13 protein-coding genes are annotated in these 16,481 nt (G+C 55.1%); 9 read left to right on the top strand and 4 right to left on the bottom strand.

What is annotated here, in order from left to right; all coding sequences use genetic code 11:
* Nucleotides 1-52: 52 nt before the first annotated feature.
* Both ACFE7X_RS10070 and ACFE7X_RS10065 read right to left on the bottom strand, forming a co-directional pair.
* On the bottom strand, nt 53-481 hold the full coding sequence (locus ACFE7X_RS10070; RefSeq protein ID WP_375435554.1) for an STAS/SEC14 domain-containing protein: 429 nt from the start codon (nt 479-481) through the stop codon (nt 53-55).
* A gap of 163 nt (nt 482-644) precedes the next feature.
* A complete protein-coding gene (locus tag ACFE7X_RS10065) occupies nt 645-1,091 on the bottom strand; it encodes a hypothetical protein (protein ID WP_375435553.1) in 447 nt (148 codons plus the stop codon).
* 262 nt (nt 1,092-1,353) lie between these two features.
* On the opposite strand from ACFE7X_RS10065, the gene ACFE7X_RS10060 reads away from it, so the two are divergent.
* The 7 genes from ACFE7X_RS10060 to ACFE7X_RS10030 all read left to right on the top strand — a co-directional run bounded on the left by ACFE7X_RS10060 (nt 1,354) and on the right by ACFE7X_RS10030 (nt 11,087).
* A complete protein-coding gene (locus tag ACFE7X_RS10060) occupies nt 1,354-2,952 on the top strand; it encodes an aldehyde dehydrogenase family protein (protein WP_375435552.1) in 1,599 nt (532 codons plus the stop codon).
* A gap of 388 nt (nt 2,953-3,340) precedes the next feature.
* Nucleotides 3,341-3,910, top strand: a complete 570-nt coding sequence (locus ACFE7X_RS10055; RefSeq protein ID WP_375435551.1) for an RNA polymerase sigma factor — start codon at nt 3,341-3,343, stop codon at nt 3,908-3,910.
* Nucleotides 3,911-4,015: 105 nt separating this feature from the next.
* Complete coding sequence (locus tag ACFE7X_RS10050) at nt 4,016-4,807, top strand: hypothetical protein (RefSeq protein WP_375435550.1); 792 nt, start codon at nt 4,016-4,018, stop codon at nt 4,805-4,807.
* A complete protein-coding gene (locus tag ACFE7X_RS10045) occupies nt 4,804-6,102 on the top strand; it encodes a hypothetical protein (RefSeq protein ID WP_375435549.1) in 1,299 nt (432 codons plus the stop codon). The genes ACFE7X_RS10050 and ACFE7X_RS10045 overlap by 4 nt, the downstream gene beginning before the upstream one ends.
* 229 nt (nt 6,103-6,331) lie before the next feature.
* Nucleotides 6,332-6,802 carry a PPC domain-containing DNA-binding protein gene (locus tag ACFE7X_RS10040; RefSeq protein ID WP_375435548.1) on the top strand — a complete coding sequence of 157 codons (471 nt, stop codon included), beginning with the start codon at nt 6,332-6,334 and terminating at the stop codon, nt 6,800-6,802.
* A 298-nt stretch (nt 6,803-7,100) separates the two neighbouring features.
* A complete protein-coding gene (locus ACFE7X_RS10035) occupies nt 7,101-9,035 on the top strand; it encodes a DUF3857 domain-containing protein (RefSeq protein ID WP_375435547.1) in 1,935 nt (644 codons plus the stop codon).
* A 63-nt stretch (nt 9,036-9,098) separates the two neighbouring features.
* Nucleotides 9,099-11,087, top strand: coding sequence for a DUF3857 domain-containing protein (locus tag ACFE7X_RS10030; RefSeq protein WP_375435546.1), 1,989 nt, complete (start codon nt 9,099-9,101; stop codon nt 11,085-11,087).
* 183 nt (nt 11,088-11,270) lie between these two features.
* On the opposite strand, the gene ACFE7X_RS10025 is transcribed toward ACFE7X_RS10030, so the two are convergent.
* Nucleotides 11,271-12,782, bottom strand: a complete 1,512-nt coding sequence (locus ACFE7X_RS10025) for a S8 family serine peptidase (RefSeq protein WP_375435545.1) — start codon at nt 12,780-12,782, stop codon at nt 11,271-11,273.
* A gap of 390 nt (nt 12,783-13,172) precedes the next feature.
* On the opposite strand from ACFE7X_RS10025, the gene ACFE7X_RS10020 reads away from it, so the two are divergent.
* On the top strand, nt 13,173-13,682 hold the full coding sequence (locus tag ACFE7X_RS10020) for a DUF4442 domain-containing protein (RefSeq protein WP_375435544.1): 510 nt from the start codon (nt 13,173-13,175) through the stop codon (nt 13,680-13,682).
* Nucleotides 13,683-13,952: 270 nt separating this feature from the next.
* Nucleotides 13,953-14,663, top strand: a complete 711-nt coding sequence (locus tag ACFE7X_RS10015) for a hypothetical protein (RefSeq protein WP_375435543.1) — start codon at nt 13,953-13,955, stop codon at nt 14,661-14,663.
* Between the two features lie 110 nt (nt 14,664-14,773).
* Here the strand turns inward: ACFE7X_RS10015 and ACFE7X_RS10010 are convergent.
* On the bottom strand, nt 14,774-16,481 hold a 1,708-nt coding region (locus tag ACFE7X_RS10010; protein ID WP_375435542.1), incomplete at its 5' end, for a M36 family metallopeptidase.

Raw genomic sequence — 16,481 nt, 5'->3', positions numbered from 1 at the left:
TCAACAAAGGACGTCTCTCGAAATTAGACAGCCCACCCGTACTTCACTATCCTTAGGTGATAGGTGTGGCCAACCAACTTTGGGCCTCGCCCTCCTGATCGAAGAGCTGAAAGCAATAAGGAAACATATTTTGCTCGAACCGCTTGAGCAGCGCTGCCATTTCGGCGTCGGTGCGCAGAAGCCGTTGGCTATCAGGTGGTACCATATAGGCCATGCGAAGGGGCTCCCTAAAGCGGGCCGCAAGGGTTGGGAAGAACATGTCGTTCACCCACTGACCAGCTTCTTTGTTTACCCTGAGGGCCCGCGTATCGAGCAGCCAGCGCACCGTGCCCACGCGCTCGGCTTCGTCGGCTAAGGCGCGGTAACCAACTTGTAGTTCCTCTAGAGTTACGGGCCGCTGCCATCGGGCAATGAGTACACCCAAATCGGGGCGGTAGGTAAGCGAGAGGTGGTCAGCGATGGTATGGGTCTGGGGCTGCATTGTGCTTGTCGGATAACACGTGGTGATGAGAGCAAGCTTCCTCCCGACTGACATCATAGTGAGATAGCACCATGAAAGCCGACGACAGAGTAATTATCAGGTACGGTCTCTATTTTCTGTTGCTGAAGTGTAGCTGTTTCTGAGGTGCAAACTGAGTTACCAGTTAACTGTCGAGTAGCCATGCCATAGCAGAGGCTTCGTCTAGGAAGACGCGCAAACGATAGGACTGATTTGTGTGTAAGGCGCGCGCGACGATTGGCTGCATATCCGGGTCGGAATTAATAATGCGCTGCCGGTTAGGAGACATCAAGTAGGCCACTCGAAGTCCGTCTGCCGGTAGCAAGGCCGCGGCCTGTGGTAAAAAATCATCGGTCACCCAACGTGTGTGCATGTTATTAACAGTTAATCGACGACGCACATCCACAAACCAGAAAGTAGCTTTATGGTGCAACGCTAACTCCAGCGCTGCATGATGAGCTACTTGCAATTCAGATAGGGAGGCATCGCGCAGCCAGCGCAACACAACCATTTGTAAATCGGGACGATAGGCCAGGTTCAGGTATTCAGCGTAAGTAGCAACAGGCGAGGTAGCAAAAGCGGGAAACGGCATAATCCAAAGCGTCTTAAAATCCGATGTAATGATAAAAAAAATGATTTGCTATGACAAGCAGAGCTATAACACGATTTGCACGTAATATACGGAGGGATATACTTTATACAATTATTGAAAAAGTACCATAGTAAGGCCTCCCCTATAAGAGGGAGCCGTCTTGTTTCAGACCGTAAAAGGCGCTAGCCGTGCATAGGGCAACTAATCTTATTCAAGAAGGACAGTACTTTTACCAACCCCAACCCATTCTATTCTTAATAGTATGAAACAAGCCTTAGAGGAAGCAGCTGCTACTGGCACCAATGTACAAGCGCACGATCCACACGGCATCCAACAAGTACTGCGCGAACTAGGAGTGCAAGCCGCTAATGGCGCTTGGAGCACTGGTTTGCAATGGAGCAGTGCCACCGATGGCCATTCCAAAACGGTTTACTCGCCTGCGGATGGTCGCCGCATTGGCACGGTGGCTTTAGCTACCGCCGCCGACTACGACCACGTGGTGGCAACAGCGCAAGCTGCATTCACTACCTGGCGCACAGTACCCGCCCCAAAACGCGGAGAAATAGTACGCCAGATCGGCAACAAGCTCCGCGAGCACAAAGAGCCGCTAGGTAAACTTGTGAGCTATGAGATGGGCAAGATCTTGCAGGAAGGTCTGGGCGAAGTGCAGGAGATGATAGATATCTGTGACTTTGCAGTGGGCCTCTCGCGGCAGTTGCACGGCTTCACGATGCACTCGGAGCGGCCCGCGCACCGCATGTATGAGCAGTACCATCCGCTAGGCATAGTTGGCATCATCTCGGCATTCAACTTTCCGGTGGCTGTCTGGAGTTGGAACGCTATGCTAGCGGCTGTGTGCGGTGACGTGTGCATTTGGAAGCCTTCCGAGAAAACCCCGCTTACTGCGGTAGCCGTGCAACATATTTTGGCTGATGTACTGCGCGAAAACCAACTGCCGGAGGGCATCTTCAACCTAGTAGTCGGCGAGGCCGAAATTGGGGCCCGAATGGCCGCTGACAGCCGCGTGCCGCTGATATCGGCTACGGGCAGCACCCGGATGGGCAAGAAAGTAGGCGAAGTGGTAGGGGCCCGCCTCGGCCGGGCTTTGCTGGAGCTAGGCGGCAACAACGCCATTATCGTCACCGAACATGCCGACCTTGATATTGCCATCCGGGCCATTGTGTTTGGCGCCGTGGGCACGGCCGGGCAGCGCTGCACCACTACCCGCCGGGTCATTATTCACGCTAGCGTGTTCGAAGAGGTGAAGGCTCGCCTCTTAAGGATCTACCCGAACCTGCCCATTGGTAACCCCTTGCAGGAAGGTACTTTGGTAGGCCCGCTAATCGACCAAGGCGCCGTACAAAACTTCACGAACGCCCTGGCGAGTGTGCAAGCCGAAGGCGGTAAGCTACTCATCGGGGGCGAAGTGTTGTCGGGTGCTGGCTACGAGACGAGTACCTACGTGCAGCCGGCGCTGGTAGAGGCCGAAAACCATTACCACACGGTGCAGGAAGAAACCTTCGCCCCCATCCTGTACTTGATTCAGTATAGCGGGGAGGTAGAAGAAGCCATAGCGCTGCAAAATGGGGTGCGGCAGGGCCTCTCGTCCAGTATCTTCACCCTGAACATGCGCGAAGCCGAGGCCTTCCTGGCGCACACCGGTTCCGACTGCGGAATTGCCAACGTTAATATTGGTACGAGCGGGGCAGAAATCGGTGGCGCCTTTGGTGGGGAAAAGGAAACCGGTGGAGGCCGGGAATCCGGTTCCGATGCGTGGCGGATATACATGCGTCGCCAAACCAATACCATCAACTACAGCACCCAACTGCCCCTAGCCCAAGGCATCAAGTTCGATATATAGGTAGTAGCTTACTTTCTAGCTCATAGCACAAGGAACAGGCCCGCTTGGTACGACCAAGCGGGCCTGTTCTTTAATTGGCTATTTTGATGTCGCTGTGGCCCTTGAGCAAAAGGATAGAGCCTTAGTGGAAGACATAGTAGAGGCGGTAAGCTTCACCTTCTTCAAACTTTCCAGGCTGTAACAAAGGTGATTTTCATAGTGAGTAGATAAAAGCAAGAATATAAAATTTTCAGATGCTAGCGCTAGCCAATTTTTGCTGATACTGTGCAACCTCTCGCTCGCTGACTAGGTCTTTCGCTTGCATGTTCGCTACCGTCTGGCGGCTTTGCTTGGAAAGTTGGATATTTACGATCATCCATCCACTAATTCGCTGCCTTCGCCCGACGCTATGGAAGCTTTTGCGTATACAGATATCAATGCCCCGTTGGTTGAACGGTGCCGCCTGGGCGACCGACGGGCGCAGGCCGAAATTTACAAGCGCTACTCGAAAGCCATGTTCAACGCCTCATTGCGCATTACCGGTGATTACGCCGAGGCCGAGGACGTGCTGCAAGAGTCGTTTCTAAGTGCTTTCCGGGAACTGCACAGTTACAAAGGAGATTCATCTTTTGGTAGCTGGCTGAAACGGATAGTCATCAACAAAAGTATTAACTGTCTGCGCAATCGGCGTTTGCAGCTAGTGCCCTTAAGCGAACAGCACGATGCAGCCAGCTTCGATCTGCCTGATCATGCTGCTGATATGGAAGGGGTGCAGTGGCGAGCCGATGTGGTGCGGCGCTGCGTACAAGAATTGCCGGATGGCTATCGGGTGGTGCTGACTTTGTATCTGCTTGAAGGCTATGACCACGCCGAAATTGCCAGCATTCTAGGTATCACGGAATCCACTTCTAAGTCGCAGTACAGCCGGGCCCGTAAAAAGCTGCTAGAACTGGCTTGTCAGCGCGGCCTTACTTCCTAAATACACTTTCAACCCTCTTTTTACATCACCTGCCGTGCACCGCCCACCCCAAAACGACGGGGCGCGACGGGTTGATATAAACCACGTGCCTAGTACCACCCCATTATGAACGACAAAGAAACCGGACTGGAGAATTTCATCGAGCGGCACCGCGCCGACTTCGATGCGTTCGAGCCGCGCCCGGATTTGTGGGACAACATTGAACAGCAACTGGCTGCACCCACGGCCAGTACTGTAACTCCCGCCTCCGAAGAAGCGGCAACTGAATCATTGCGCATTGTAAAACTATATCCTGACGTACCGCAGGTGGCGCCGGCAAAGCCAGTGAAAGCCACTGGCAACAAGTGGCTGCCCCGCCCCGGTATGGCAGCAGCTATAGCCTTATTGGTGTTGGCTGGTGCTGGCGCCATGTGGAGCAATGAGCAACAGACAACTGGCTGGGCCAATATGGGCACTTCGCCGCTGGTGCTAGCGGCGCCATCCACCGATATGGACGACGCGAGTGCCGGACTGTACTTCGGTGCCTCACCAGTAGCGAATGCAGCGGAGGCTTCAACTCAGCACTTGGCTGCTGCCGTGCGCCGCATGGAAACCTACTACGCCGCCGAAATCAGTGAGCGGCAAAATCAGTTGCGCCAGCTAGAAGCGGCTACGGCCGTAGCCAGCGTTCCTTCTACTGCTGATTGGCAGCATGAGTTAGCCAGCTTGGATTCCACTTACCGCCAGTTGAAGGTGGAGCTGTATCGTAACCCGGAGCCCGACGTAGTGCTGGAAGCTATGAACCGCAACTTGCAAATCCGCCTCGACATTTTGAATCAGCAAGCTCGCACCCGCGAGCAGGTACAAGATTACAATGCCCAGTCGCTGATGGTTGCCGATAACCGCCCTATGCCATGAGCTATTCCCGCCGCACTTTTCTGTGGGCCAGCCGCGTGCTGGCGCTAAGCTGCTTAGGGGCAGCTAGCAATACCGTGCAGGCGCAGCAGCAAGCGAAGGAGCCAGTTCGCACGCATACTTCAGCCGAAATTCAGTACTATCAGCAGTCTGGTGCGGAAATTCCCGTTTTCTGGCCGCAAGGCGGGGGGCCGGAAGTACCTGATGGGCGTTGCCAGCAAGCTTCGTTGGAGCAGGCACAGGATCCGCAACAAACGCAGCAGAACGAGGATTCAGCTGTGCCGGCCGCCGAACGGACTCGTAAGCTAAGCCGCACCTTTGCGGTGCCCAATGGCAAGCCGTTTCACTTGATTACACGCTACGGCCGAGTGCAGGTGAACGTATGGAATCGGCCGGAAATCCGAACCGATGTAGACATTATCACCCGCGCCGACACCGACGAGAAAGCGCAGCAACTCCAACAAATGATTCAGGTGCAGGTGCTGGAAACAGACCCAACCACCGGGGGCATATTGGCTCGGTCGAAGTTCGGCACGATGCCGCACGGGTGCTGGAGCCGGACCAAGCTATACGAGGTGAACTACACCGTATGGCTGCCCCGCAATACGCCCGTGAACATTCACAACACGTTTGGGGAGGTAAGCATTTTGGGTGACTTGACAGGTCCGACTGAGCTAGCCGTTGAATACGGTACGTTGCGTACCGGGCGCCTCGAAGGAGGGCAAAATTTGCTGCGTATCGGCAACAGCCAGGCGGCTGTGCCGTACGTGCGCCAAGCGGATATCGAGGCTTCGTACTCTCGCCTGCGTCTTGACGGTGGTCAGAACGTGGACTTGCGTAACAACTACTCCGATATCAACATTGGCATCGTGCAGGACCTGACGGTGCACAGCAAGTACGGCGACGTGGCCCTGGGCACAGTCCGCAACTTGCGCGGCACATCGGGCTATTCGAAATTCAGCATTGATAAGCTCAGCAATCAGCTGGACATGACGGTGCAGTACTGCCCTAATTTCGAGGTCCGTAACACCGGCCGCAACTTCCGCCAAATCAACTTGGATGGTGGTTACAGCACCATCCTGTTGAATTTCGAGGATGAGGCCGGGTTCAATTTCGATGTAAATACCCAGCACGGCAAGCTGCTCGTAGACAAGAAGCTGGTACGTGTAGCTGCCGAAGAAACCAGCCCGGTTTCCAGCGACATGCAGGGTACTTTTAACGTCGTGAAAACCCGTACGCCGGCCGCCAGTAATGTTAACATTCGGGTCCGCTACGGCAACGTACGTTTCAATCAGTAAGATCAGGCAGGCTTTGCCAGTATAGCACGTTAAGACAAGCAGTACCAATCTAAACCGGCCGTGGGCTAATGTTGCAATGGAAATCAACCAATGCAGTGTTAATCCACGGCCGGTTTTAGTTGGTACTGCTTGTTCGGTGTTTACAAGCAACCTAACTGCCTGCTTGCTGTGCTTGTTCCTGTTACTGGTTTCATAGCTAGCTGCTCTTGCGCTCAAACCTTCCCTGTTTATGTCTGATGTGCCATTTGCTCAGTCTGTTGCCTCCTCTATGCGCGCCTGTGCGCTGCGCCTGAAACCCGGTCAGGATTTGCGGCAGCAACTCACTGCCTTCGTGGAGCAGCACCAGATTAGGGCAGGAGCCATGATAACGTGCGTGGGCAGCCTAACCCAAGTTACCTTACGGCTTGCCAACCAGGAAAACCCGACCGTGTATCAGGGTCATTTTGAAATAGTGTCGTTGGTGGGTACGCTTTCCATCCATGGCAGCCACCTGCACCTAGCCGTATCCGACTCAATGGGGCACACTTTGGGCGGGCATTTGCTTGATGGCAGCTTCGTATATACTACCGCCGAGCTAGTGGTGGGCGTGTTGGCAGAGCTTGATTTCCGCCGCGAGCCTGATCCTACTTATAATTACCGCGAGCTGATGGTGTACTCGGTTGCACCAGTTGCCAAGCAAAAGAAAACAGCTGGACAGTAGGAGGGGTGAGGCGGCATGGCTAGCTGAAAAAATATTATTTGTGCCAATCCGCCTGATTGTTTCAGGACGAGATGCTGTTGTGTATTATTGCAAGAATGTGTGCCTTGTATTGTTTGTAAGGTCCTTACGCTTTAGTGTTATTTGATTATTTAATTAGATGCAATTTTTATCTCATAGCCCAGCGTATGCTTTATTTAGCGGCGTCAGGGTTGCAATTCCAGGTAAGTTAATAAACGGGAAATTTACTGGAAGCCGTCCGTGTAGGAAGACAAGTAAGGAAATAAGCCGCGCCGTTGCGTTGCTGGTATTTCAACTAGGATTATTGATTGGTTCCGCGCCGGTCCGCGCCCAACAGCCAGCGCAGTTGGTAACGCAAATGCAGGCGCAATTTCCGGGCGAAAAAGTGGTGTACCTGGATTATCGCACCGACCTAACCTTGGAACTGAAAGGGGACTCGGTGGTGATTTTGGCGCGTCATCACCAAGACCTGCTACACCTAGATGCGCAATCGGTGGCTTACGCCAACGAGCGGGTGTTCAATTCGCATTTCAGCCGGTTGCAGAAGCTGGAGGCCCGCACGATGGTGCCCGCTGGCAACGGCTACAAGACGCTAAAAGTCAACGACTTCAAAGAGAAATTCGAGTTGCAGTCGGGTATATTTTACGATGATACCCGGGCCACTACGTTCAGCTTCCCGGCCGTGTCGCCGGGGGCGCGCACCGTCACGGACTATACTGTGCGCCACCCCGACCCGCGCTTTTTGGCGCCCTTCTATTTCGGGGCGCACGTGCCGATGCGGCATGCCGAGCTAACAATTACTGCGCCGCGCAGCATCAAGGTCAGCCACAAGCTGTTCCACGTCGAAAATACGCCCATCAGCTTCACCAAGCAGGAAAAAGGCAGCCTGATAACCTACCGCTGGACGGCCGAAAACCTGCCGAGCCCACCCCGCGACGACGACGGTCCGGAGGCGGCGTACTATCTGCCGCACCTTGTGTACTATATAGAGGAAGTGCCCACGGTGGCCGGGCCGGCGCGCAAGATGCTGGCGGGCGTGCCCGAACTGTATAATCTGTACTCCAGCTTCGTCAACAACCTCGACCCCACGGAAAGCCCGGCCTTGCATAAGGTGGTTGACTCGTTGGTGGTGGGGGCCAAAACCGAGCAGGAGCGGGTGCAGCGCCTCTATTATTGGGTACAAGACAACGTCCGCTACGTGGCGTTCGAGAATGGCATGGGCGGCTTCATCCCCCGCGACGCCGGCCAGGTGTACGCCAAGCGCTACGGCGACTGCAAGGATATGGCCAACCTGACTTGCGAGATGCTGCGCATGGCGGGCATCAAGTCCTACCTGACCTGGATAGGAACCCGCGACCTGCCCTACCGCTACTCCGAGCTAGCCACGCCGGGCGTCGATAACCACATGATAACGACGTACGAGGCCAGCCCCGGCAACTACGTTTTCCTGGATGCCACCAATAAATACATGCCCTTTGGCATGCCCTCGTCTTTCATCCAGGGCAAAGAAGCTTTGCTGGCCATCGACGGCGCAACCTGCAAAGTGGTGGACGTGCCAGTGATGGAAAAAGACCGGAGCCCCATTTCTGATGTGTCGTCGCTGCTGCTGGACAACAAGGGTGGGCTGCGCGGCAAAGGCAGTATGCAGCTCAGCGGCTACGCGAAAGTGCGGCAGAGCTACGCCCTCGATGGCCTCGATCAGCAGCAGGAAAACAAGTACGTGAAGGCGCTGCTGGAACGGGGCAACAACAAGTTCTTCGTGGACAGCTACAAGGTCAGCCACCTCGACACCCACGACAAGCCGCTGACCATCGATTACGAGTACCGCCTGCAAGACTACGTGCAGAAGCTCGACGACGAAATCTACGTGAACCTAAACCTGGAGCAGCCCTACGCCCACGACAAGATTGACGCCGCCAAGCGCCGCCTGCCCCGCGTGAACGAGTATGCTCACCAAAATCGCACCCGCACCGAGCTGGAAATCCCGGCTGGCTACGACGTGGAGTACTTGCCCGCCACCGCCGAGTCGCACGACCCGCTGTTTGGCTTCCGCATCAAATACGAGCGCCAGGGCAACAAAATTGTGCAGGACCGGGAGGTGTATATCAACTACCTGATGCTGGAACCCAAGCAGTTCGGCCAGTGGAACGCCGGCATTGAAAAGCTGAATGCCGCCTACCGCGAAACCGTCATTTTCAAGAAAAAGCGGGTGTAACCGCGTCGGCCGAAACCGTTGTTCGGGCCTCGTTTCTATCAGCTACTATTACTTCTATCACCTATGAAACTATTATCTGCTATCCGCGCCACTGCGGTGGTATTCTTGCTAACAACTGCTAACTCAGTGCTGGCCCAAACGGTGCCGGCTGCGCTGCAATACGCCTCCTACGACTGGGACGCTAAGCGCACCAAGCGCCTAGCCATCACGGAGGAAGAAGTGAAGCACCCAGCTATGGTGCTGCGCGAGTTCACGGCCCACGAATACCTGTATAGCCCCCAAGAAAAAGCCCTGAAGCTGTACTCGACCGGGCACCGCATCATGCGCGTGAATACTTCCGACGGAATTGAGCGGTTCAACAAAATTTATATTCCGGAAGACGGCGGCCAGTTGCTGTCCTTGAAAGCCCGCACCATTAGTCCGCGCGGGGAAGTAGTGGAAGTGAACCAAGGCAACATAAAGGAGCTGAAGGACGAAGACGGCCGCCGCGGCTTCAAGATTTTCGCGGTGGAAGGCGTCGAGAAAGGCTCGGAAATAGAATACGTGTTTTTCCGCGCGCAGGCGCCCAAGTTCTTCGGCCGCGACTATTTGCAGAGCGACCTGCCAGCGCGGGACGTCACGTTCGAGCTGATTTCGCCGGAGGCACTCACTTTCGACGCCCGCGTGTACCACGGCCCCGCTTCGCCCCGCGACACCGTGTTGGCCGGCAAGCACCACCTGCGTATGAAACTGGCCCACGTGCCGGCCGTGCGCGAAGAAGCTTTTGCTATCGTTGAGGCCGAGCGCATGCGCGTGGAATACAAGCTTGCCTACAGCGCTCAGCGCGGCCAGACCCGGCTCTTCACTTGGGACGATGCCAGCAAGTATCTGCACGAAAGCACCTATACGCTGGCCAAGGACGAAGCCAAAGCTGCCGACAAAGTACTGAAGGCCGCCAAGGTGCCGGTTGGCAATCTGGAAACCCGGGTGCGGGCGTTAGAGCAGTATCTCAAAACCAATTTCAACGTTCAGGAAAGTGCTGATTTCAACTTGACCCGGATAGCTGCCACGCACAACGCCTCCGAAATGGGCATGACCCGGCTGTTTGCCGCCCTGCTCCGGCGCCTCGGTATTGAGCATGAGCTGGTGGTAACGTCCGACCGTTCCGATGTCGCCTTCGACGAATCGTTTGATTCCTGGAACTACCTCGACAACTACATCCTCTACTTCCCCGAAACCAAGCAGCTGCTGGCTCCCGCCCGCCCCGATTTTCGTTACGGCATGGTGCCTCCCGGCTGGACGGCCAATAAAGGCCTGTTCGTGCGGACCGTGAAGCTGGGCGCCACTGAATCGGTGGTGGGCACGGTGCGCGACATCCCGACGCTGAGCGCCGAGCAAAGCCCATTCGACTTGGACATCAAGGTGAAATTCTCGCCGGAGCTAGACAAGGCCATTGTGGACCTACATCAAATCCTGGGGGGCTACCATGCACAGGAGATTCAGCCCTACTACTCGTTGATACCGGAAGAGAAGCGCACGGAAGTTCTACAAGCCTTGGTGAAGAATAGTGTACCCGATGCCACATTCCAAAGCGTGAAAGCAACCAACGGCGAGGCCGGATTAAGCCCACTTAACAAGCCGTTCCTGGTAGATGCCAGCGTGGAATCGGCGGCATTGCTCAACAAAGCAGGCCAACGCTACCTGTTCAAAATTGGCGACTTGCTGGGGCAGCAGTCGGAACTGTACCAAGCCGAAACCCGGCAGTATGACGTGGAGAACGACTACAACCGCCGCTACAACCGCATTATTACCATGGAACTGCCGGCGGGTTACCAGATTCGCAATCTGCAAGATCTAAACGCCGACGTGAAAGCTGGCCCCGATGCCAAAGAGCCACTCTACTACTTCAACTCGAAGTATGATGTGCAGGGCCAAACCGTGAAAGTAACCATCACCGAAGCCTACCGCCAGATTCGCTGGCCGAAGAAGGATTTCGAAGTGTTTCGCGACGTAGTAAATGCCGCCGCCAACTTCAATAAAGTGGTGCTGGTGCTGGAAAAAAAGAAAAGCTAAAATTGCGCAACCAGTTTTCGAGCAGCCGAAGGCGCTCGAAAGCAGTTCGTGTCGTTGCTGGCCTACCCCCAAGAATTATTGCTCGTGCCGTTTGAGCGGCACGATAATCACAAAAAAGGTCCTTTCCAAAGCAGGTGGTATCACCTGTCCGGAAAGGACCTTTTAATGAGGTAGCTTATTGAATTAGTTAGCTGGTGATACGGCGCGGAAGGCATTCACGCGGCCGTGGCCATACTGCTCGTCGCGGCCCGGCTTGCCTAGGTCGTCAGAAGAAGCGCGGAGTGCAGCCTCCACCCGAGTCGGGTCCATCTGACCACCATTTTTACCGATGATGAGGGCGGCAACGCCAGTAGCGTGTGGTGCCGCCATACTGGTGCCAGCCATCCAGCTATAGCCACCCGTTCTGTCCGTGCTCAGCACCATGTCGAAAACATAAACTGCGCGATTCAAACCCTTGAAAACAATGGGTTCAGCACCGAAAGCGTAGAAGTAGTCGAAGTCACCGCCTGGAGCTGCGAAATCAATGGCCGAAGTACCGTAGTTGGAGTAAGAAGCCAACTCATCCAGATTGGCGGTTAGCGGAGCCTTGGCCCAACCGAACGGAGCCGTGGCAGAAATCGAAATCACGCCCGTAGCATCCGCCGGGATGTGTACCAGCGACTGGTCGTGGTTGCCGTCGTTGGCGTCGTTGCCGGCCGAAGCAATAATGGTTACGCCCTTGCGGGTTGCGTAGCTCGTTACCTTGTTGATGGCAACAATCAGCTCTTGCGTGGCTTTGGCGTCGTTTACTATAAAGTCGTCCGAAGGATCATTTGGCGTGTTATTGTCGTCGAGGAACTTGCCGTTGCGCGGGAATGCGGCGCCCAAGCTCATATTGATAACGTCGGCGTTCTGCTCTACGGCATACAAAATACCGTTCATCATCCAAGAAAAAGAGCCGGAACCGGCATCACCCAGTACCTTAACCAGCAACAACTTTGCTTTCGGGGCAATACCAATTACGCCGATGTTGTTATCAACGGCAGCAATGGTGCCCGCAGTGTGCGTGCCTTGGGTGGAGCCGGTACCAGTGAATTGAGTTGTCTCGCCCGGCACGAAGGACTTAGAGGCTGCGAGGATGTTATCCCTTAAATCAGGATGCGTTAAATCGAAGCCGCTGTCCAGGTCTGCTACCACAACTCCTTCACCCTTGGCGCCAGTATTCCAAGCTTCGGGCGCCTGAATGGCAGTAGCACCCCACTGATAGCGGAAGAAAGGATCATCGTCGCCGCTGCTAGCCGGATTGGTGTTATCGGCCACGGCTTCTACCGAGCGGTCTTCCCGTGGGTCAACACCCTGGTAGGTGAAGTCGCGCACGACGGAACGAACGCCAGAGATTTTAGAGGCTTTCGCCGCGAAATTCGGATCGTCGGAAGTTGCGGCGGCAATACCTACTTCCGTGAGTAGGGAAGTTACCTTACCATTAGCGGCTTGGGTCTGCTCGGCAATAGTGGTAGGGAGTTTATCGCCGGAGGCAATAATAATGTAATGTTTGGCGCGCAAAGTAACCGTGCCTTGGCCTTGGGTGGCCTCTTGCGTGGCGCTAACGCCAGGATTTTCAGAAGGCGTTAAGTCCTCCTTGCTGCACCCGAACGTGAAGAGCAGCGCTAAGCCGAAAACGGGAAGAAGTGTTTGAGTGGAAAATTTGTTATGCATGTAAAGAAGTTAGGATATGGATGATAGGGTGCCAGACGTAGACGAAAGGCATTTGAGTTCCTAAGAAAGGTAAACCTTCTTGCTAAATCCTAGTTTTTGTTGGGAAAATGTATAAAAATACCTAGGTAATTATACTATATTCAAGTTTATGTATGCTTTGTTATAGCTTGTTATTCAATGTTTTACACTGGATGGGGGGTTGTTATAATATCTACGGTATAAAATTCAGGTTTCTACCCTACGATTTAGTTATCTCACACGATTACAGTATACTTAACGAAAGACAGTAGGATTCTAGCAGTGGAAGTTGCTTGCTGGATTGGGAAGCCAAGGCAGAGGAGTACATTTAGGCTACTGTATGCCCTTGTTATAGCGTTTTCTTACTCGCTCATGACCATTCCCCAACCTGCCGCCCCGCCTGATACGCCAGCAATGGTGGCGTTTCGGCGCACTATTTCCCAGCCTTTGAAACTGCGCCTATTTATGCTGCGCAGTTTGCCCATGGCGTACCTGGCAGGGCTGCGCTTACGCGAGATTACCCCGAAACGAGCCGTCATCACGGTGCCATTCAAGTATCTTACTAAGAACCCGTTTCGCAGTATCTACTTTGCCTGCCTGAGCATGGCCGCTGAAATGGCCAGCGGCATGCTGGCCATGATGTACACCCAAGGCGCCGGCCGCGTCTCGATGCTGGTCGTAGGTTTGGAAGCTGATTTCACCAAGAAAGCCGTTGGTCTCATTGCTTTCACCAGCGAAGATGGTCTGCGCATTGCCCAAGCCATAGCCGACAGCCGCGCCAGCGGCGAAGGCCGCATAGTGGTTTGTACCAGCACCGGCATCGATCAAGCCGGCGACACAGTAGCCACTTTCCGCATTACGTGGTCGTTCCGGGCGAAATAAAGTTGCCAGGTAATCTATTGAAAATCAAGTATACTGAACCGCGGCTTGCCTTTATGTAAGGCTACAGGAGCATGGGCTAGCTGTTCATCTGCTGCAGCGCCCATGCAGTCCTCTTTATCTATTGCTATGAAACGGTTCTTCTTACCTGCTGTATTCCTACTGACTCTGGCGCTTACCAAGACTAAAAGCAAGCCTCGAAGGTTGCCGTCAACCTTGAGAATCGGAAGGAATTACCCTCAACAATAGCCTTAAACTCGTTCTCTCAACTGTATGAAAACAATAGTTACTTACGGAATTGCTTGTTTGCTACTAGGTTCGGCAGCGTCTTCTAGCTACGGTCAACAATTACAAGCGGCCGGAATAAGTGGCAGCTTCAACATCGCTCGGCTGCACACGGGGCAGCGTGAATTTAAGATGGGCTCTGTTACGATTGACCCGCAGGCCGACCAAAACAATGACGAAACTGGCAACGGAATCACGCTGTTTGGGCGTTGGCAGTTGGGCCGGGGCGGCTGGTACACCCAGCCCGAAGTAGGCTACGTATCGACTTTGGAAACCCCAGTCGGTATAACATGCAGTTCGGGGTCTATACCTTACTCAGGCCGCCGCATCCGCCACCTAGATGCACGTTTGTTGGGTGGCTATCAGTCCGGGCCGCTGCGCTTGTTTGCGGGGCCGATCGTGGGGTACTACCTCTATAACTCCACCAATTCAAGTGGAGCAAGCTTCACGAATTCCGACCTGCGCGAGGCCGCCACTGCCCTTGACGCAGCTCCGCCCCGCCTTCAGGCTGCCATTCAGGTAGGTACCGGCTTTAGTGTCTGGCGGCTTGATGTGAATGCCCGCTACGAATGGTGGCTGACGCAGTACAGCACGGTTGTTAGTTTGCAACAGCAGACGCATTACCTAAACCGAAACCTCCAGCAAGTAATCTTGGAAGTAGGATTTCAACTGTATAAGCGGCCTTTGCAAGCATATTGAGTTGGGCTGTGGCTCGAATAGTTTACGCTGAAGCGGTTGTGAGTAAACACAAAACGCCCGCCTAAAGACTAGACGGACGTTTTGTTGTTGAATCGAAAGCGAGTGTACGGCTAGTGCTGAATTACCACCCGCTTGGTGAAGGTGCCGGCCGAAGAACGTAACTGCACAATGTAGAGGCCATCAGCCACGTCGCTTGTGTTCAGATGAGCGCCTTGTTGCAACTGCCCGGAAGCTACGGCAGTGGTTTGCACCGTCTTGCCCAATACGGTCAGCAACGAAATCTGCACGGGGGTTTTGCTGCTTACGGGCAGGCGCACCGTTAGGTCGTTGCTGGCGGGGTTCGGATATAGCTCCAGTAATTCGTCGCGCTGCTGTTGTGGCTGGGTAGCCAGCACCCGCGTTGGAATCAGGTAGCCGGCCACTTGGTCGGTGAGCAGGTTGCTGGAGCCCTGAACAGCATCGATGCCCATGCCGCGGCGGGCAAATACCTGCCAGATCAGGTAGCTGTTGGCTTTGTTGTTATAGATGGAATCGGCTTTGAGGATGGCGTCGCGGCCATCGAGGAAGCCCGGCCGGCACACTTGCAGCTTCAGCCCATCGATTACCAGCTTCAGGGCAATGTTATTGCCGCCCGTGGTAGCCTTCAGGTTGCGGTTGTAGCCGTATTTCTCTACCAGCTTCCAGTTCAAATCCCAGAGCGTGGTGGCCCACACCGAGCCAACAGCGTGCACGGCCGTGTAAGGCGCCACCCCGATGTTGGCATACGTCTGGTTGTTAACCGCGAAATCCGTCGAGTAGCGCTGGGGCCGGATGCCGTAGCCATCGGTGGCCGCGCCGGTCACGTAGTTGCCGATACCGCGCGGGGTAAAGCCTTGGTCGCCGGGCTTGGTGGTCATCCAGAGGCCGAAGAAGTCGCTCCATCCCTCGCCCATTTGCTCGGCGTTGTTAAGGCAGTTTGCAACGGCCGGACCACCGGTGAGGCGGTTGGAGATGCCGTGGCCGTATTCGTGGGCAATTACGCCGTTGTCGAAGTCGCCGTCGCGCGTGATGCCGCTAACGGTGATGCTAACGCTGGTGCCAGAAGTAAGCGCCCCTCTGATTTTGTCGCCATCGGCTTTGGAAATAGCAACCGAAGGGATGCGCAAGCCCACCGTGTCGGTTGCCCCGCCATAGTTGGCAATGGCCGTATTCGGGATACTGTCGGCAATAAGTACCAGCCGGGCGCCGGCATTTTGCGCATTTCGGATTTTAGCGGGAGTGGAGCAGGTGCCGCCCCGGTACACCAAGGCAATGTTGCCGTTGATGGCGGCAGCGTTCAGCAATGGGTTGCAACTCCGCGGCGGATTGGCCGAGCCGTCGTTGGCTAGCACCACGCTGCCCGTAATAGGTCCGGCCGCGGTCAAAGTCCGGCCATACGCCGTGCCGCGCATGGGCAAAGAGCCGGCAATAGTAGCGGGGCCCGTAATGCTGCCAGCGCCACCGGGCCAGAGATACATCTGCATGCGGGGCCGCGACCCATCAACGGGGGTCGAGAAGTTGGCGTTGTTGGTGCCGCCGCCATCCTGCGCTTCCGCCCGCACATCGTCGTTGCCAAGGCCGGTGCCGGTGTAGTTGGTGACCTGAAAGTTGCCGCTCACTTCGTTGAAGCCCTTGTGGGCCATTACGTCGTGCATCAGGTTGTTCCAAACGAACAGGTTGGTGATGGCCGCATCCTGATACGCCTGGGGAGCATCCGTTTGATTGAAGGGAAAATCGAAAGACAGGTCCGGGCCGCCGTCGGGGCTGTAGCCGAGCGGGTTGCCGTTGCGGGCGGCGCGG

This window comes from uncultured Hymenobacter sp. (genome assembly GCF_964242765.1).
Lineage (GTDB): Bacteria > Bacteroidota > Bacteroidia > Cytophagales > Hymenobacteraceae > Hymenobacter.
Note: the sequence above shows the minus strand (reverse complement) of the source record. Positions and strands in the feature narration are given on the sequence as shown.